Raw genomic sequence first — 17,679 nt, forward strand, 5'->3', positions numbered from 1 at the left:
CCTTCAAATGCTGAAAAGTCGCTCGCTTTTTCGGAACTCGTGCTGCAGGCGGCCGCGGTCCTGTTTTCTTTTCGGTGAACGCAACCGCGGCTTTTTTTTAAACCCCTTTGCCCCCGGAATTTTTTGGTTTTTCGGCGGAAGTGAATAAGTCCTCGGCGAATCTGAAGAAATCAGCGCCGCGAGCCTGACGAGCCTGAGCGTCGCGCTGGTTGCACTTGGCGGGGTTCTCATCCTCCTGCGCGCGACAGATCTGGGCCTGAAGATGCGCGCGACGGCACAGAGTATGTCGACCGCCGCCCTGGTCGGCGTGCGCACCCGACGTGTCGTCACCACGGCTCTCGTGATCGCGGGCGTACTGGCCTGCATCGCATCCTTCCTCTGGTACGCAAAGGCTGGCAGCGTCACCCCCCGGTCTGGCCTCGAGATCACGATGGTTGCATTCGTTGCGCTCGTCCTCGGGGGGCTGCGCAACATCGGCGGCGCCGTGCTGGGCGGGCTGCTGCTCGGACTCGTGGACTCGTTCATGGCCGCATATCTGCCCAGTGACGTTCAGGGCCTCACGCGCGCCCTCACGTACACCCTGCTGATCGCGGTTTTGCTGCTGCGACCGGACGGACTCCTTCAACGCAAGGTGGTGCCCACGAAATGAGCAGATCACGAATGTTCTTCCCCGACAGGGTGCAGACCTCGCGGGGATACGCCAGCGCGGTCGGCGGGCCGACGGCAATCTCACTCGTCGTGGTGGCAATCGCGTTTGCGATCGACGCCGCCACCGGCGGCACTTTCGAGGCCATCGTGGTCTCGGGTCTGGTCTTCGTCTGCCTGACGGTCTCGTTGCAGGTGATCATGGGCAACACGGGCCTGATCTTCTTCGGCCAGTTCGCTTTCGTCGCCGTCGGCGCCTATGTCTCCGGGGTTCTGACCGTCCCCGTGGCGTCGCGGACAAGTCTTCTGCCCGATCTGCCCGAGTGGCTCGCGGGTGTCGAGGTGAGCTTCGGGGTCAGCGTGCTCATGGGTGGACTCGCGGGCGCCGTGGTCGCGGCGATCGCGGGGCCGGTGCTCGTGCGGGTATCGGGACTTGCCGCCGCGGTCGTCAGCCTGGGGCTCATGTTCATCGTTTCCGATCTCTTGCGCGAGACGCCGGCGATCACGCGCGGGGCAATGGTCTTTCCGGGGGTGCCTTACGACACGACGATCCCGGTCGCCGGGCTCACCGTGGTCGCGATCACCCTCATCGGCACGGCATTCAAGTTCTCGCGGTGGGGCCTGGAGGCTCGCGGAGGGCGCGACGACGCCGTTGCCGCGGAGTCCTCCGGACTCTCGCCTACTCGGGTGCGTATGCCGGCTCTCCTGTTGGGAGGCCTCCTCTCCGGAGCCTCGGGGGCGGTGTGGGCGCACTACCTGACGGCATTCTCGCCGACGACTTTCAGCATCGACCCGGCGATCGTCGTCGTGATCATGGCCGTGATCGGCGGGGTGCGCAGCATCAGTGGAGCGATCGTCGGTGCGGCTATCGTCGCGATCTGGCAGGAGCTGGCGCGTCAGGTAGAGAGCGGGCTGTTCCTGTTCGGGTTGCAGCTGCCGCGCATGCCGGAGTTCGGGGCGCTGACGCTCGGAATCGGTCTGATCGTGGTCCTTGCGCTCCGACCGCAGGGGCTGTTCGGGTCGAACGAGTTCCAGGTATTGCGGCCGCGGGCGCGCGCGACGGGGGACGGTGACGGGCCGGAGGCGTCCAGCCCACCTGCGGCGGCGGCACCGCCGACCGTGGGCTGAGACACCCGGCGTCGAGTAGTTCGACAACAGCCGCCCGGAAGGGTGGTCCACATTGTGACAGGTCACGGAAACGAGGAACACATGAACAGACTCCGCATCGGTGTAATCGGCCTCGGTATGGTGGGGTCCGAACAGGTGGCGACGATCGCCCGTTCGGTCGCCCTGGGGGAGCTGGTAGCCGTCTCCGACTTTGACCTCGACCGGGCTCACGCGATCGCCGAAGGCCTACCCGGAGACGTACGGGTCGCGCGAAGCGCGGAAGAGCTGATCGCATCCGACGATGTGGATGCCGTCGCCATTGCCTCGAGCGCCGCGTCGCATCTGTCGTTGGTGCTGGCCTGTATCGAACATCGCAAACCGGTCTTCTGCGAGAAGCCGCTCGCGCTCACGGGTGCGGACTGCGAGCTGATCATCGATGCGGAGATCGCGGCGGGCCGGCGGTTCGTGCAGGTCGGGTTCATGCGCCGCTTCGATACGGCCTTCGTCGAGTTGAAAGCCGCTGTAGAGACAGGCGACCTCGGCGAAATCGTCGCGCTGCAGTACGTCCACCGCGCGGCGGACGTTCCGGAGTACTTCACCTCGGCGATGCACACGACCGAAGCCGTCGTGCACGAAGTAGATACGACCCGCTGGCTCGCTGACGACGAGATCGCCGAGGTCAGCGTCACGGGAACGGGAGGTCGTTCCGGTCTCGATGAGTGGCTGGACCCGCAGTTCTTCTCCTTCCGCACGGAGCGCGGCGCCATGGTGTACGCCGAGGTCTTCTTGCGCGCCGGTTACGGATACGAGATCGGCTGCGATGTCGTGGGACGTCAGGGCGTGGCGCGTTTGACCAACGCACCGGTGACCGCGGTCAGTCTGGACTTCCGGACGAGCGGGGTCCGTGAGAAGGACTTCACGGTGCGGTTCGGGGATGCGTATCGTCGCGAACTTACCGCCTGGGCAGAGGATGCACTGCACGGTGTCGTCACGGGACCGAACGCCTGGGATGGGTACGCCGCCGCCGCCGCGACGGATGCGTGCATCGAGGCTTTGCGGACCGGCTCGCCGACGGTGGTGAAGATGCGTGAGCGCCCGGCCTTGTACGGACAAGGCCCTTCGCGAGCCACATAACCGAGAGGATTCCTGTGTCCGAAGATCTCTCTGGAGCGATGTCGCGCGGACCGCGCACCCTGGCCGAGAAGGTCTGGGATGACCATGTCGTGGTCAAGGGTGATGACGGTGAGCCGGACCTGATCTACATCGACCTGCACCTGGTGCATGAGGTGACGAGCCCTCAGGCGTTCGATGGTCTGCGTGCTGAGGGTCGGCCGTTGCGGCGCTTGGATCTGACGATCGCGACGGAGGATCACAACACGCCGACGTTGGCGATCGACAAGCCGATCGCGGATCTGACGAGCCGGACCCAGATCGATACGTTGCGGCGCAACGCGGAGGAGTTCGGTGTGCGTCTGCACTCGCTCGGCGACACGGAGCAGGGGATCGTGCACGTCGTGGGCCCGCAGCTCGGCCTCACGATGCCGGGTATCACGGTCGTCTGCGGTGACTCGCACACGAGCACGCACGGGGCGTTCGGTGCAATGGCATTTGGTATCGGTACCAGCGAGATCGAGCACGTCATGGCGACGCAGACGCTGCCGCTCAAGCCCTTCAAGACCATGGCGATCACGGTCGAGGGCGAGTTGAAGCCCGGCGTGACGGCAAAAGACATCATCCTGGCGATCATCGCGAAGATCGGTGCGAACGGCGGGCAGGGCTACGCGCTCGAATACCGCGGCAGCGCCATCCGCTCCCTCTCGATGGAGGGCCGCATGACGATGTGCAACATGTCGATCGAGGGGGGCGCCCGCGCCGGCATGATCGCGCCCGACGAGACCACGTTCGCGTATGTCAAGGGCAAGCCGCACGCCCCGCAGGGTCAGGATTGGGAGGATGCGGTGGCCTACTGGCGCACGCTCCCGTCCGACGAGGGCGCGGTGTACGACGCCGAGGTGTTCCTCGATGCGAACGAGCTCGAACCGTTCGTGACGTGGGGGACGAACCCGGGTCAGGGTGTGTCGCTCAGTGACGTCGTGCCGGACCCGGCCGATATTGCCGACTCCAATGAGCGTGTGGCGGCCGAGCGGGCGCTGGAGTACATGGACTTGAAGGCGGGGACGCCGATGAAGGATGTCGCGGTCGATGCCGTTTTCATGGGCTCCTGCACGAACAGTCGCATAGAAGACCTGCGCGCCTTCGCCTCGATCATCCGGGGGCGCAAGAAGGCCGACGGCGTCCGCGTCATGGTGGTGCCGGGCTCGGCGCGGGTGCGGCTCGAGGCCGAGGCCGAGGGGCTCGACAAGATCATCACGGACTTCGGCGCCGAGTGGCGGTTCGCGGGCTGCTCCATGTGCCTGGGCATGAACCCGGACCAGCTCGCTCCGGGGGAGCGGTGCGCCTCGACCAGCAACCGCAACTTCGAAGGACGTCAGGGCGCGGGCGGACGCACGCACCTGGTCTCGCCTCTCGTCGCCGCGGCCACCGCCATCCGCGGCACGCTCTCGAGCCCGAGCGACCTCGAGGGCGACAGGAATCGCCGACCCCGACCTCGGCCCAACGCTACGACGCGCGAACCAGATCGCTGATTGCGAAGTCGGACGCGAAGCTCGGCATCCGCGGACGACCGCGCTGCCGCGAGCGCCGCTACTTCTCCTGCGCGACAGCGCGGCTCGCGCGTGCGGACTCCGGTGCCGGGTCGAGGATGAACCCGTTTGGAATCACCAGATCGTCGACGGTGACATCGCGGATCGAGGACTTGCCCAACCCGACGAGCGCTCGCTCGATCGTGCCGCGGAACGTTTCGAGGACCTCATATACACCGCGTTCCCCGTCGGCGGCGAGGCCGTAGAACCACGGCCGTCCGATCATCACGCTTGATGCACCGAGCGCGAGCGCCTTCAGCACATCGGTGCCCCGACGGACGCCGCTGTCCAATGTGACCTCCACCTGATCGCCGACCGCGCGGACGACCGAGGGAAGGAACCGCAGAGGCGAAGGAGTCGTGTCGAGGTTGTTGCCGCCGTGGTTGGAGACCCCGACGGCCGTCGCGCCCGCATCGACCGCTCGTCGCGCATCGTCGGCCGCCACCAGACCCTTCACCATGAACGGGCCGCCCCACAGCTCACGGAGCCAGGCGACGTCCTCCCACGTGGGGATGGCCGTGTCCATCCATTCGTAGAGGCCGCCGACCAGGGTCGGAACCGGACCTCCGCGTCGGCTCATGTTCGGAGCATTCAATCCCGGGATGACGCGACGCTTCGCGTAGCGCAGGAACCAGGACGGGTTGCCGATCGCCATCGGCGCGTATCTGAGGAGAGCGGCGAAGTTCAGGCGGTCCGGGTAGACCGGCGAGCCCCAGTCGCGAGGCTGGTAGGCGACACGTCCGCCGGACAGATCGAGCGTGAAGATCAGGCCCTTGACCCCGGCCTGCCGGAAGCGTTCTATGCGGTCCGCGACGACGTCGCGACCGCCCGACCAGTACACGTGTGCGAACGACTTCGAATTCTCACGCGTCACGTCCTCTATCGCGACGGACGCGAAGTTGCTCAGACCGATCGCGGTGCCGGCGCGCTGCGCTGCCCGTGCGACGCCGATCTCGGCGTCGGGGTGCATCGCCTGCGCCGCGGCGGGCGCGATCACCACCGGCAGGTCGATCGGCTGCCCCATGAATGTCGCCGACAGGTCGAGGCGCGTCGGGATCGCGGCGCCGATGCGGGGGATCATGCCGATCTCTTCGAAAGCGCGCAGATTCTCTTTCATCGTCGCGCCGCCGTCACTGCCGGCCTCGAGCGCGGTGTAGACATCGTGGGGCAACAACTTCTTGGCCCTGCGCTGAGCTTCGTCGACCGTCTCGATCGCCCTATGTGCGAACATGCCCATGACTTCTCCTCAATATCGTTATCCGCGAGCTCGTAGGGATGCTGGAGTGTGCGAGCCGGCTGTGTGGTGGGCGGGGAGCTGAATCGGTCGGGAACCGACTACGCCGAGTCGGCCGGGGTGAGCGCGATCACGCGTGCGGGGCTGCCGCTGCCGCCTTCGATACGCAATGGTGCGACGATCAACAGTGCCCCGGTCTCGGGCAGCCTGCTCAGGTTCTGAAGCGAGGTGATCCCGTACTTGTCGTGGCCGAGCAGGTGGTTGTGCATGGGAAACGGCGGGTCGAACTCACCGGCGCGACCGGCGTCGATACCGAGAGTGTCGGCACCGAAACCCGAGATGGGGCGTTCTTCTGCGAGCCACAGCGCGCACTCGCCCGAGACGCCGGGGCTGTGCGGTCCGTTCTCGTCGGCGTTCACGAAAGCCTCCTGGTCGTCGGAGTATCGGTCCCATCCGGTACGCAACAGCAGCCAGCTGCCGGGTTGCAACTGCCCGTGCCGTGCCTCCCACTCTTCGACATGATGCCGCTGGAGCAGGAAGTCGGGATCGGCGTCGACCTGTTCTCGCACGTCGATCACACAGGCCGGACCGATCAGGCGATCGAGGGGGATGCTCGCGACATCCCGGCCCTCTTTGCCGCTGAGCCAGTGGATCGGAGCATCAAGATGTGTCCCGGAGTGCTCGCCGGTGTGGATGTTGTTGTGATACCAGCCGGGCCCGTGCTCGTCGTACCGGCTCAGCTGCTCAAGGACGAAGCCGCTCTGACTCGCAAACGGGTCGGGCAGCGTCATGATCGGCGTGGATCCGCGGAGGGTGCTCGTCAGGTCGACGAGTTCCAGCCGGCTCGAGGCGATGCTCCTGAGCAGTTCGGCGATCAGGATGGGCGGGTCGACAGTCATTTCACTCCTGGGAGAGACGATGCGAAGGGGTTTTGAGGCCGGAGCGGCCAGCGAGCTTCCCGGCCGCCGGTGATGCCGGACGGGCGCAGGATCAGCACGACGACCAGGACGGCGGCCACCACGATGAGGCGGCTGCCGGCGGGCAGCGACACGATGACGCCCCCCATGTGCAGACCGCCCTCGAGCAGGCCGAGAACGTGATCGAGGGTGGAGATCAGAAGTGTTCCGACCACGGCTCCCCAGAGTGAGAGCATGCCTCCGATCACCAGCATCGCCATCGTGGTGAACGTGAAATCCAATGAGAACTGGGATGCCTGAACGACCCGGTTCGTCTGTGCCCACACGGCTCCGCCGATGGCTGCCAGTGCGCCCGAGAGGGCAAACGCGACAACGCGATGCAGGGTGATGCGGATGCCGGACCCGGGTGCGGCCACCACGCTCTCGCGAGATGCGCGAAGCATCCGTGCGCTCCGTGATCTTCCGTACGTCCAGGCGATCGTGATGACGACGAGGGTGATCAACAGCGTCGTCTGCAGGTCGAAGCTCTGGGGGATGCCTGTCATGGACTGACCTGACTTCGGCCCCACACTGCTCCAGTACGTGAGCACCTGGACGACGAGGCCGAGGAGGGCGAACGTGGCGATGCCCGCCTCCAGCCCGTGCAGTCGCATGAGAGCGAGACCGCTCACGAGGGCCAGCAGTCCGCCGACCGCTGCCGCGATCACCAGGGCGATGAGCGGCGCTACCGCAGCACCCGAGAGCCAGGGGAAGAGCTCGGGCATGACGGACGCCTTGACCACGGGGCTGATCGTCAGGAGCGACATCGTCCAGGCGCCGACGGCGACGAAAGCGATGTGGCCGAAGGAGAGAACGCCGCTGTTGCCGATGAACGTCCACATTCCCACGACGATCATCAGGTTTGCCAGGGCGTAGCTCAGGTCGATCGCGGCCGACTGCGAGACGGAGCTCGCGAACGCGGAGAACAACCAGACGACGACGAGGGGCACGACGAGTGTCCACAGATCCACGGCGGGGGACGGCACGACCCAGCGGGGCATCCAGCTACGAGCAGGTTGGGCGATGGTCATGCGCGCTCCTTGAGAGTACGGCCGGCGAAGACGCCGTTCGGGACGATCACGAGCACGACGATGACGAGCAGATATACGAACGCCGTCCGGAAATCGTTGAGCCCGCCCGGGAGCCAGGCGGTGAAGAGTGAGAGAACGAAGCCCACGGCGAACCCACCGACGACCGCGCCACCGAGGCGGTTCAGGCCGCCGATGACGGCGCCGATGAGACCGAACAGCGTGGCCTGGACGCCGAAAGTCGGGTCGACGGCACCGGATCGCGCGGTCAGGACGAAGGCAACGGCGGCGGCGAGTACCCCGCTGATGACGAAGGTGAGGGAGATGACGACCCCGGATCGGATGCCGAGGATGCGCGCGATCCGGAAATCGGCTGCTGCGGCCTGCACCTGCAGCCCGACGCGCGTCTGCGACAGGAAGAGCCCCACCCCCACCAGCAGGCAGACGGCCAGAACGACGGCGACGACCGCCAGCAGGTTGATCCGCAGACCGCCGATCGTCACCGAGGTGGTCAGGGCTGGAGCGACGGATGCCGTTCGGACGTTCGTGCCGAAGATGCCGTCATATGTCCGCTGCAGCAGGATGCTCAGGCCGAAACTCGCGATGAGGAGAGTCGCCGGCGACTGTGAGCGCATCCACCGGAAAACAGCAGCATCCATCAGGAGAGATAGTGCGACGGCGACGACCACCGAGGCGACCAGCGCCAGCGGCCACGAGAAGGGCCAGATGAGGATCAGAGCGTAGGCCGACCCGGTGATGATCTCGCCGATGGCGAAGTTCGCCAGTCGCAGCACGCCGAAGACCAAACCGATGGCGAGGGCCGCGAGCGCGTAGACGGCTCCCGCGGAGACGGCGTCGAAAAGTGATTGCAGGAGGGGCATCATGATCCCAGGTAGGCCTTCATCAGGAGGGCGGAGTCGGCCGCGTCGGCGGGAGCCAGGTCCATCACGATCCGCCCGTCGTTCAACACATACGTGCGATCGGCGGCCGCGACCGTTTGCTGTGCTCGCTGTTCGACGAGGAGCACCGCCGTGCCGCGCTCGCGGATGCGCGCGATGGCTGCGAAGACTGTGTCGACGACGGTCGGTGACAGTCCGAGAGAGGGTTCGTCGAGTGCGAGGAGAATCGGGTTCGCCAACAGGGCACGGCCGATCGCGAGCTGCTGCTGTTGACCGCCGGAGAGGAGCCCCGCGGGGCGATTCGCGAACTCATCGAGGATGGGAAACAGCTCGATCACCCATTTCAGGTCTTCTTCCAGGCCGCGGGGATCGCGCCGGGCCGTGGAGCCGAGACGCAGATTGTCGCGCACCGAGAGTCGCCCGAAGATGTGGTGTCCCTCGGGCACGAGGGCCAGTCCTGTTCGCGCCACGCGCTCGGGTGGCATGCGACGTAGGTCGACGCCGCCGAGGCTGGTCTCGGAGGAATCCGAGCGCACGGCGTTGACGATGCCGAGCAGGGTCGAGGACTTTCCGGCGCCGTTGGGTCCGATGATCCCGACGAGCTCGCCGGCATCGATGTGGAAGCTCACGCCCGACACGGCGGGCACGCCGCGATACGAGACCCGAAGGTCTGAGACGGTAAGGATCCGCGGCGATTCAGTCGACACCATGCTCGGCTCCTTCGGCGATCTGCTGTGCGGCGTTGCCCAGGTACGACGCTGCGAGGCGGGGGTCGGTGCGCACCGAGTCGGGTGAACCGTCCATGACGTTCAGTCCGGCGCCGAGGACGAAGATGTGGTCACAGCTTCCGAAGATGAGTGGCATGTTGTGGTCGATCAGCAGCACGCCGAGTCCGCGAGTCGCGAGGGCGCGCATCGTGTCCCTGAAGTGCTCGGCCTCGCCATCGTTCAGTCCGGCCGCGGGTTCGTCGAAAAGCACCCAGTTCGGTCGTGTCGCCAGCGCCCTGGCCACGCCGAGACGTCGTTCCACCCCGTGCGGCAGGTGGTCGGCGTCATGCATCGCCCATTCTTCGAGCTGCAGTTCCGCGAGGAGTGCCAGCGCGAGTGAGCGTCCCTCTCGTCGCGAGAGTCCACAGGCCAGGGCGGCGACCGTCACGTTCTCGAGGACGGTCAGCCGCGGGTAGAGGTGACCGTGTTGGAACGTGCGGGCGATACCTCGGCGAGTGCGCCGCTCGGCGCTCTCGCGGGGCAGCTCGCCGCCGTCGATGAAGACCCCGCCGCCGTTCGGACGGTCGTACCCGCTCAGGATGTTGACGAGAGTCGACTTGCCGGCACCGTTGGCTCCGATCAGGCCCGTGACTCGCCCGAGTGGGACATCGATCGTGACGTTCTGGAGCGCCTTCACCCCGCGGTATGAGCGTGTGATCCCATGCCCCTGGAGCAGGCCGCCTCCGCGGCCTGCTCCAGGGGCGAGACGATCAGTCACCGAGGATGACCTTCTCGGGTGCGCGTCGCTCGACGAACTTCAGGGCGCCGTCTTCGACCACCAGGACGCGCTGGGGGCGGTCGACGTTCACGTGGAGTTCCGGCGTGAAGGTCGTCGGGCCAGCCAGCAACTCGAGGCCGTCGAAAGTCAGGAACGCGTCCGCGAGCGCTTTTCCGTCCCAGCTCTGAGCGACCTCGTGCGCCGTGACGATGGCGTCGAGCGTGGAAGGACCGGTCACGAAGCTCCCCACGGTGGGGCGTGCGCCGTAGGTCTGCTCGTAGACCGTCGCGAGATCGTTGACCGCGGGGTCGGGGTCGTCTCCGGCGGTGGAAGCGAAGGTCACCACGTAGTAGTCCGTCAGGCCCGGGATGGAGTCGAGCCAGAATGTTCCGTCCATGCCGAAGCCCGAGACGATCGGGGCCGCGATGCCGCCGTCGCGCAGGTCTTTCGCGACCTGTGCGCCGCCCGGGCTATAGCCGCAGTTGAAGATCACGTCGGGGGCCGGGCCGGCGGCGATGCTCGAGACGGCCTCGCTGATGTTCTCGCCCTGGACGTAGTCGTAGCCCGCGATCTCGGTGCCGCCCAGCTCGAGGAACCGCTCGCGCGCGATGGCGCACTGGCTCTGGGTGTACTTCAGCGATGTGTCGGTCAGGAAGACGGCGTTCGTCCAGCTCTTGCTGTCAGCGAACTCCGCCATCACGCTGGCTTCTCCGGGTGTGGCGTTGCCCAACGAGAACCCGATGTCCAGTCCGCCCCGGGGGCCGTAGATCGTGTCGCCGACACAGGGGGAGACGTTCAGAACTCCGGCCTGCTCCGCCACGAGCGCCGCCGGGCTTGAGATGTCGTAGTCGCAGGTCACGATGATCGCCTTCGCGCCGGCATCGATGAGGGTCTGTGCGGACGGCGCGTACTTCTCGAGATCCGAACCCGTGTCGATCACCCGCAGCTCGACGGGGGTGCCGTCGATTCCGCCGGCTCCGTTGAGCTCATCGATCGCGATGCGGAGTGAGTTCAACGCCGGGGTGTCGAACGGGGACATGAAGCCTGTCTCGGCCATCACGGCGCCGAGGAGGATGGTGTCCGAGGTCGCCGTGCTGTTGTCGGTGGATGGCGCAGCCGTACTGACGCAGCCGGTCAGCGCGATGGCGCTGACCGCTACGAGTGCGGCCGCTCTGAGTGACGTGCTCATGGTGTCGTCCTTGCTGTTGGTGTGTGTGAAGGGCAGGCGGCGACGCGATGTGATTCTCACGAGCGACTCTGCAGGTGCAATATTCGGGTCACTTCGTATACGAAGTTGCGTCACTGTATCGCCGGCACCGACCGCCAGGCAAGATGTTTTTTCGGCGGTGCGTCGATGAATGGCTCGGGCTGGATACGATCGGGGTCGATCGATCGAGGAGGGGGCCGATGCCTGAAGAGACGATTCTGCGGGGCCCCGCCCTGGTGGATGCCGTTCGCGACATGATCATCAGGGGCGAGCTCGCCCCGGGATCGCGGGTGACAGAACCCGCGCTGGCATCGGCGTTCAATGTGTCTCGTGTGCCCATTCGCGAGGCTGTGCGAGCGCTGGCCGCGGAGGGATTCGTCGAGCTGCGCCATTTCGGTTCCCCGACCGTCATGAATCTGACCGAACGGGTCGTGCACGAGGTTCGAACGGCGCGGGCGGTGCTCGAGCCGCACGCCACCCGGCTCGCCGCCACCCAGCGCTCCGATGCCGATCTTGCTGCGATCAGGGAGATCCTGGACGAGGGTGACCGCGCCATCGATCTCGGGCAGATGGACAGGCTTCACCGACTGAACTCGCGCTTCCACGATGCCGTCGCATCGGCGAGCGGCAACAGCGTGCTCGGTGGGTTCGTGCACCAGCTGTCTGCGCGTTCGGAATGGATCAACACGGCTTCCATCCCGGTCGACAACCGGTTCTTCTGGCGTGACCATCGCGACATCTACGACGCGATCGAGGCGCGTGATGCCGATCGCGCGGAAAGTCTCATGGCCGAGCACGTGCGGCGTGCCGCGACGCAGCCTGGTGCGCACGACACGGGTGGTGACGACGGCTTCACGACCCACTGATCGCCGAGGCGTGCACGGAGCACGTTTCGTATACGATATGGTCTCGGGATAGTTCCCGCTTTCAGCCGGTGGCCGCTTGTCGGCACTCCAGAAGGACCGTGTCATGCAATTCACCACTCGCCCCGAGATCGTGGGCTCGTTCGGCGCGGTCGCGTCCACGCACTGGCTCGCGTCGAGTTCGGGGATGGCTGTCCTCGAAGAGGGCGGCAACGCGTTTGATGCCGCCGTCGCCGCGGGACTCGTGCTGCACGTCGTCGAACCGCACCTGAACGGCCTCGGCGGCGACACACCCATCATGGGTTTTGATGTCGCCGGGGGAGAGCCCTGGGTCTTGTGCGGGCAGGGACCGGCGCCCGCCGCCGCCACCGCAGCGGCCTATGCCGATCTGGGGCTGGGCGCCATTCCCGGAACGGGTCATCTCGCTGCCGTCGTGCCCGGATCGTTCGGCGCCTGGATGAGCATGCTCGAGCGCCACGGCACGCTGTCGCTGGAGAGGGTGACCCGCTTCGCGATCGAGTACGCGCGCCACGGGTACCCCCTGGTCCCCGACGCGACCGTCGCGATTGCTTCGGTGGCTTCGCTCTTGTCGGAGCACTGGACCACGTCGGCCGAGATCTATTTGCCGGGCGGCACGCAACCGGTGCCGCGGGCTCGTTTCCGCAATCCGCTCCTGGCCGACACCCTGGAGCGGATCGTGGTGAATGCGAACGCCGACGGAGGCAGTCGAGAGGCCGTGATCGCGCGCGCACGGGACGAGTTCTACCGCGGCTTCGTCGCCGACGCGATCGACGCGTGGATGCGCCAACCCGTCCGCGATTCGACCGGCTCCGACCACGCGGGGTTGCTCACCGGCGCAGACATGGCGGAATGGGAGCCCACCTGGGAGCGCCCGACGACGATCGAGTTCGGCGGTGTGACCGTGGCGAAGACGGGGCCGTGGGGTCAGGGGCCCGTCCTATTGCAGCAACTTGCGATGCTCGCCCATCAAGACATCGGCGCACCCGGTTCGGCGCAGATGATCCATGCCGTGACCGAGACCGCCAAGCTCGCGTTCGCCGATCGCGAGGCCTTCTACGGCGATCCGAACTTCGTCGACGTCCCGCTCGACGCGCTCCTCGCCGACGACTACGCCCGCAGCCGCGCACAGCTCGTGAGCGAGGAGTCATCGGGCGAATTGCGCCCCGGGTCGCCGGGCGGGCACGAACCGCACCTGTCCAGATCCATCTTCGACGCGCCGATCGATGCGGCCGCGGGTACGGGTGAGCCGACGCTCGCGAGCATGGGGGTGGTCCGCGGCGACACCTGCCACCTCGACGTCGTCGATCGTTGGGGAAACATGGTGGCCGCGACTCCGAGCGGGGGGTGGCTGCAGAGCTCACCGGCCATTCCGGGGCTCGGCTTCTCGTTGCCGACCCGAGCGCAGATGTTCTGGCTCGAGCAGGGACTGCCGAACTCGATCGCGCCGCGCAAGCGACCGCGCACGACCCTGAGTCCCGGCATGTTGCTGCGTGACGGTGCCCCCTATCTGGCATTCGGGACGCCGGGCGGAGATCAGCAGGACCAGTGGACCGTAACCTTCCTCCTGAACCTGCTCTCGCACGGCATGAATCTGCAGGAATCGATCGACGCGGCTACATGGCACTCCACGCATATGCCCTCGTCCTTCTTCCCGCGCAGTTTCCAACCGCGGGGCGTCGTCGTCGAGCAGACTGTGGGAGACGCGGCGCTCGACGAGCTGCGCGATCGCGGTCATGATGTCGTCGTGGCTCCCGCGTGGAGTCTCGGCAGACTGAGCGCCGCGGGATTCCGCGACGACGGGATGGTCATTGCTGCAGCCAACGCGCGCGGTATGCAGGGCTACGCCGTCGGGCGCTGAGCTGACCCCGCCCGCAGAGCAATCGACAGGATGTATCCCGTGCTCAACCAACTTCGATCCGCTCCTGAGCGCCTGCATCTGGCGCTCATGCTGGCTCTCACCTTCTCGACCGGCATCGTCGACGCGGTCGGTTATCTCGGCCTCGACAAAGTCTTCGCGGGCAACATGACGGGGAACGTCGTCATCCTCGGCATGGCGCTCGCGGGCGCCGATGACCTGCCCTGGATCGGCCCCCTGCTCGCTCTGTTCGCCTTCATGTTCGGCGCCGTGGTCGGGGGACGGGTGCTCCGTCCGGTCGCGGCGGGTTGGACGACGCGCACCACGTGGCTCTTTGCGGTCGTCGGGCTGGTTCAGGCCGCGCTCGCGGTGAGCCTCTTCGTCACGGACGGAGCGCCACCCCAGCCGTGGGAGTACCTCATCACGTTCTTCCTGGCCGCGAGCATGGGCATCCAGGCGGCGACGGCTCGGCATATCGCCGTCAAGGACGTCACCACGGTCGTGGTGACGTCGACCATCACCGGTTTCGCGGCCGACTCGCGGCTCGCGGGGGGCACCGGTCAACCGTGGTTCCGTCGGCTCGCCGCGATCGTGCTGATCGCCGCCGGTGCCGCTATCGGTGCTCTGCTGCTTCAGGTGCACATCGGCTGGGGCGTTGGTGCCGCGGCGTTGGTGACTGTGTTGGCGGCCCTTCTCGGGCACGCCGCCGCCCACGCAAGACACGCGGCAGCACGGAGCGCGAAGGAGGGCTCGATTCTCTGAGGTGGCTCCATGAGAAGAGGCCGGAATTCCGGGCCTCTGTGGCGTCTCGGGGCCGAGCGATCGTACGCACGGGTTTGCCGCTCACGCGCAGCTGCCCTGCAGGACGATGGCCATCCGATGCCGGATCGGGTCTACAATCGCTCAACGTCGGCCGCACCCGATCCTGTCCCGCAGGAGCGTGCCCACGGGGTGAAACCCAGATTCGTTGTGCGAGGGAGCATGAGGATGAGTCAGCAGCACGGTGTGCCGGGATCGCACGTGGCTGCGATTCCGATGCACGAGCAGGAGAGCATTCTGCCGTCGGGGGCCGAGGACGATCTTGATCTGTTTCGTAGTCGCCTGAACGCGGCCTACTACCCGGCGTTCGTCGACACCGTCGGCAGGAAGTCCGTTCTTCGCAACGGTCGGCTCAACGCCAAGGCACTCAACCGCATGACGGTCGGATTTGTGCGCTTCGGGCACGAGGCGATCGTCGATCCGGGACGCATCGATGCATACCACGTCAATGTGCCCCTGGCGGGCTCTATCGGCTCGCGGTGCGGTCACCAGGCTGTCCTGGCGCGGCCGGGTCTCGCCGCCGTTTTCACTCCGCACGCCCCGACACGGCTTCCCGCCGTGAGCGATGATGCCGCGCAGATCTGCGTCAAGATCGACGCCTCGGCTGTCATCGCCGAGCTCGAGGCGCTCCTCGCTCGACCGCTGAGCCGTCCGCTCGACTTCGACATCGCCTTCTCGACGGTCGGCGCGGGCGGGGCGACCTGGATGCGGGCGCTCCGGAGCCTGATCGACACCGTCGGCGCAACCGACATCCCGCGACCCGTGTCCGACTATCTCGAACGCGCGATGATCTGCCAGCTGCTGCTCGCGGCCGATCACAACTACCGCGAGGACCTCGATGGTTCGTCGACGCATGCGCTGCCCGGAGCCGTGAGCCGCGTCGTTGCGCTGCTCGACGAGTCCCCGAACATGCTCTTCACCGCGGCAGACCTTGCTCGTCATGCGGGGGTCGGCGTGCGCCGGCTCGAGCAGGCGTTTCGTGAACATCTGGGCATGACGCCGACGGCGTTCCATCAGCAGAAGCGTTACGAGCGTGCCCGCGCCGACCTGCGCGAGCCGCGACCAGACACCACGGTGACGTCGGTCATGTACCGCTGGGGATTCACCAACCATGCCCGCTTCGCCGCGGGATATCGTGAACGCTTCGGCGAGAACCCTTCGGTGACCCTCCGCAACGTGCGCGGATTCTGAGGTCGCAAACCGGCCCGGTGCATTTCGGAAAGCGGCCGGCAACCTTTCGGGATACGGCTGTCTCCGGGATTCGCGCACTTTCTACTCTCAGGTATTCGCCCGACGCGCACGTCGGGTCGACGACTCGAGAGGGGCAGATCGATGACGATCTCCGACATCCAGACATCCGTACGCGGCGACCAGGACTTCTTCGTGCCGCACTTCGACCAGGAGCTCGTCGCGCGAGCCACCGCGCTGATCCCGCTGATTCGTGAGCACGCGTCCGAGACGTCCGAGAACCGCGCCGTCTCACCGATCGTGATGAAGGCGTTGGAGGACGCGGAGCTGTTCAATCTGTTCGTGCCGCGGCGATTCGGGGGACACGAGGCAAGCATGCGGACCTCGATGGAGGTGCTCGCCGAGATCGCGCGCGGCGACGGCTCGACGGCATGGGCGGCATCCCTGCTGAACGTCTGCACATGGTTCGCCACGACATTCTCCGAGCAGGCGCAGGAGGACGTGTTCGGGCAGAACCCGCGCGCGAGGGTCGCCGGAATCTTCACCCCCGGCAGCACGATGACGCGCGTAGACGGCGGCTACCTCGTGAGCGGCCGCTGGCCATACTCGTCCGGATCGTTCGCCGCGGACTGGGCCGCGCTGGGCATTGCGATGGAGGTCCCCGAGGGCGAAGACCCCCGGGCGCTCGCGTTGTTCTCTCGCGACCAGTTCACCATCGAGCCGACCTGGTACGTCACGGGCATGAAAGGCTCGGGTTCCGACACGATCGTGGTCGAGGACCAGTTCGTTCCCGATCACCGCGTACAGCGCTTCGTCAACATGCGCGAGGCGGAGTACCTCACGCCGTACCAGGCGACCGAGCGCAATTCGAACATGGCGTTCATCCCCGTAGCGGCCCTCGTTCTCATCTCTCCGCAGCTGGGCCTCGCCCGGCACGCACTCGAGGTGACGCTGAAGAAGCTGCCCGAAAAGCCGGTCGCGTACACGCGGTACACCGCCGCGAAGAACTCCCCGAGTCACCAGCTCGGTGTCGCGCAGGCGGCGACGAAGTTCCAGCTTGCCGAGCTGCTTGCGGGCAATGCCGCAGACATCATCGACCACCACGCGATCCTGCGTGACCTGCCCGACCAGGTCACGCGAGCGCAGATCCGCAATGACACAGGTATCGTCGCCGAGCTCGTGAAGGACGGCATCGATCTGCTGCTCACGGCGAACGGGGCGGGTTCCTTCGCCGAGGTGAACGTCCTGTCGCGCATCTGGCGAGACGCCGAGATCGCGGGCCGACACGCGTACGTCAGCCCCGAGGTCGGCAAGGAGGTCTACGGCCGCGTCCTGCTCGGCGCGGACGACGGCCTCACGATGGACATCTGATCGGACAGCCGATGGTCTACGAATACGCGCTCCTGACGACCGCGCCAGAGCAGTCGGCCGAGTTCGAGGCATCCTTCCCGGAGGCGATCGCGATCCTGCGGTCGTCTCCCGGGTGCCACGATGTCGAGTTGCAGGCGGCGGTCGACCGGCCCGGGATCTACCTGCTGAAGGTTGGTTGGTCGCGGGTCGAGGACCACGTCGTCACCTTCGCTTAGAGCCCCGCAGCCCAGGAACTCGGTCGTGTTTTCGGCCGTTTCTTCACCGAGCCTCCCGTCGTGGCACATTTCGAGAAATGAGGA

Annotated in this window: 17 protein-coding genes; 10 read left to right on the forward strand and 7 right to left on the reverse strand. The window is 66.6% G+C overall.

The window, feature by feature from the left end:
- The first annotated feature begins 169 nt into the window (after window positions 1-169).
- The 4 genes from CGU35_RS02720 (at window position 170) to leuC (ending at window position 4,397) form a co-directional block, all read left to right on the forward strand.
- Complete coding sequence (locus CGU35_RS02720; protein WP_100810106.1) at window positions 170-649, forward strand: ABC transporter permease subunit; 480 nt, start codon at window positions 170-172, stop codon at window positions 647-649.
- Entirely contained in the window at window positions 646-1,773 is a 1,128-nt protein-coding gene (locus tag CGU35_RS02725; protein WP_081766287.1) for a branched-chain amino acid ABC transporter permease, read from the forward strand. The genes CGU35_RS02720 and CGU35_RS02725 overlap by 4 nt, the downstream gene beginning before the upstream one ends.
- A gap of 81 nt (window positions 1,774-1,854) precedes the next feature.
- Complete coding sequence (locus CGU35_RS02730; RefSeq protein ID WP_100810107.1) at window positions 1,855-2,886, forward strand: Gfo/Idh/MocA family oxidoreductase; 1,032 nt, start codon at window positions 1,855-1,857, stop codon at window positions 2,884-2,886.
- A 38-nt stretch (window positions 2,887-2,924) separates the two neighbouring features.
- Entirely contained in the window at window positions 2,925-4,397 is a 1,473-nt protein-coding gene (gene leuC, locus CGU35_RS02735) for a 3-isopropylmalate dehydratase large subunit (protein ID WP_100810108.1), read from the forward strand.
- A 58-nt stretch (window positions 4,398-4,455) separates the two neighbouring features.
- On the opposite strand, the gene mftD is transcribed toward leuC, so the two are convergent.
- From mftD to CGU35_RS02770, 7 genes are all read right to left on the reverse strand, one after another.
- Complete coding sequence (gene mftD / locus CGU35_RS02740; RefSeq protein WP_219811442.1) at window positions 4,456-5,691, reverse strand: pre-mycofactocin synthase MftD; 1,236 nt, start codon at window positions 5,689-5,691, stop codon at window positions 4,456-4,458.
- Window positions 5,692-5,789: 98 nt separating this feature from the next.
- Window positions 5,790-6,587 carry a cyclase family protein gene (locus tag CGU35_RS02745; protein WP_100810109.1) on the reverse strand — a complete coding sequence of 266 codons (798 nt, stop codon included), beginning with the start codon at window positions 6,585-6,587 and terminating at the stop codon, window positions 5,790-5,792.
- Window positions 6,584-7,675 (reverse strand): branched-chain amino acid ABC transporter permease, encoded by a 1,092-nt coding sequence (locus CGU35_RS02750; RefSeq protein ID WP_100810110.1) that lies wholly within the window; start codon window positions 7,673-7,675, stop codon window positions 6,584-6,586. Before CGU35_RS02750 ends, CGU35_RS02745 begins: the two co-directional genes overlap by 4 nt.
- The gene (locus CGU35_RS02755) at window positions 7,672-8,553 is read right to left on the reverse strand and encodes a branched-chain amino acid ABC transporter permease (protein ID WP_157811297.1); all 882 of its coding nucleotides are present in this window, start codon (window positions 8,551-8,553) and stop codon (window positions 7,672-7,674) included. The genes CGU35_RS02750 and CGU35_RS02755 overlap by 4 nt, the downstream gene beginning before the upstream one ends.
- Window positions 8,553-9,281, reverse strand: a complete 729-nt coding sequence (locus tag CGU35_RS02760; RefSeq protein WP_036298223.1) for an ABC transporter ATP-binding protein — start codon at window positions 9,279-9,281, stop codon at window positions 8,553-8,555. The genes CGU35_RS02755 and CGU35_RS02760 overlap by 1 nt, the downstream gene beginning before the upstream one ends.
- Window positions 9,268-10,056: an ABC transporter ATP-binding protein gene (locus CGU35_RS02765; RefSeq protein WP_081766289.1), complete on the reverse strand. Its 789-nt coding sequence runs from the start codon at window positions 10,054-10,056 to the stop codon at window positions 9,268-9,270. The genes CGU35_RS02760 and CGU35_RS02765 overlap by 14 nt, the downstream gene beginning before the upstream one ends.
- Complete coding sequence (locus tag CGU35_RS02770; RefSeq protein WP_157811296.1) at window positions 10,049-11,245, reverse strand: ABC transporter substrate-binding protein; 1,197 nt, start codon at window positions 11,243-11,245, stop codon at window positions 10,049-10,051. Before CGU35_RS02770 ends, CGU35_RS02765 begins: the two co-directional genes overlap by 8 nt.
- Before the next feature lie 218 nt (window positions 11,246-11,463).
- Here CGU35_RS02770 and CGU35_RS02775 point away from each other — a divergent pair, with 218 nt between their 5' ends.
- From CGU35_RS02775 to CGU35_RS02800, 6 genes are all read left to right on the forward strand, one after another.
- Window positions 11,464-12,129 (forward strand): GntR family transcriptional regulator, encoded by a 666-nt coding sequence (locus CGU35_RS02775; RefSeq protein ID WP_198517763.1) that lies wholly within the window; start codon window positions 11,464-11,466, stop codon window positions 12,127-12,129.
- Window positions 12,130-12,232: 103 nt separating this feature from the next.
- The gene (locus tag CGU35_RS02780) at window positions 12,233-14,005 is read left to right on the forward strand and encodes a gamma-glutamyltransferase family protein (RefSeq protein WP_100810113.1); all 1,773 of its coding nucleotides are present in this window, start codon (window positions 12,233-12,235) and stop codon (window positions 14,003-14,005) included.
- A gap of 39 nt (window positions 14,006-14,044) precedes the next feature.
- Window positions 14,045-14,764: a YoaK family protein gene (locus tag CGU35_RS02785; RefSeq protein WP_232711123.1), complete on the forward strand. Its 720-nt coding sequence runs from the start codon at window positions 14,045-14,047 to the stop codon at window positions 14,762-14,764.
- 225 nt (window positions 14,765-14,989) lie between these two features.
- Window positions 14,990-16,012 carry an AraC family transcriptional regulator gene (locus tag CGU35_RS02790; protein ID WP_198519498.1) on the forward strand — a complete coding sequence of 341 codons (1,023 nt, stop codon included), beginning with the start codon at window positions 14,990-14,992 and terminating at the stop codon, window positions 16,010-16,012.
- A 141-nt stretch (window positions 16,013-16,153) separates the two neighbouring features.
- On the forward strand, window positions 16,154-17,380 hold the full coding sequence (locus CGU35_RS02795; RefSeq protein WP_100810116.1) for an acyl-CoA dehydrogenase family protein: 1,227 nt from the start codon (window positions 16,154-16,156) through the stop codon (window positions 17,378-17,380).
- An 11-nt stretch (window positions 17,381-17,391) separates the two neighbouring features.
- Complete coding sequence (locus CGU35_RS02800) at window positions 17,392-17,595, forward strand: antibiotic biosynthesis monooxygenase family protein (protein ID WP_100810117.1); 204 nt, start codon at window positions 17,392-17,394, stop codon at window positions 17,593-17,595.
- The last annotated feature ends 84 nt before the right edge of the window (window positions 17,596-17,679 follow it).

Source organism: Microbacterium sp. BR1 (genome assembly GCF_002812725.1).
Taxonomy (GTDB): Bacteria; Actinomycetota; Actinomycetes; order Actinomycetales; family Microbacteriaceae; genus Microbacterium.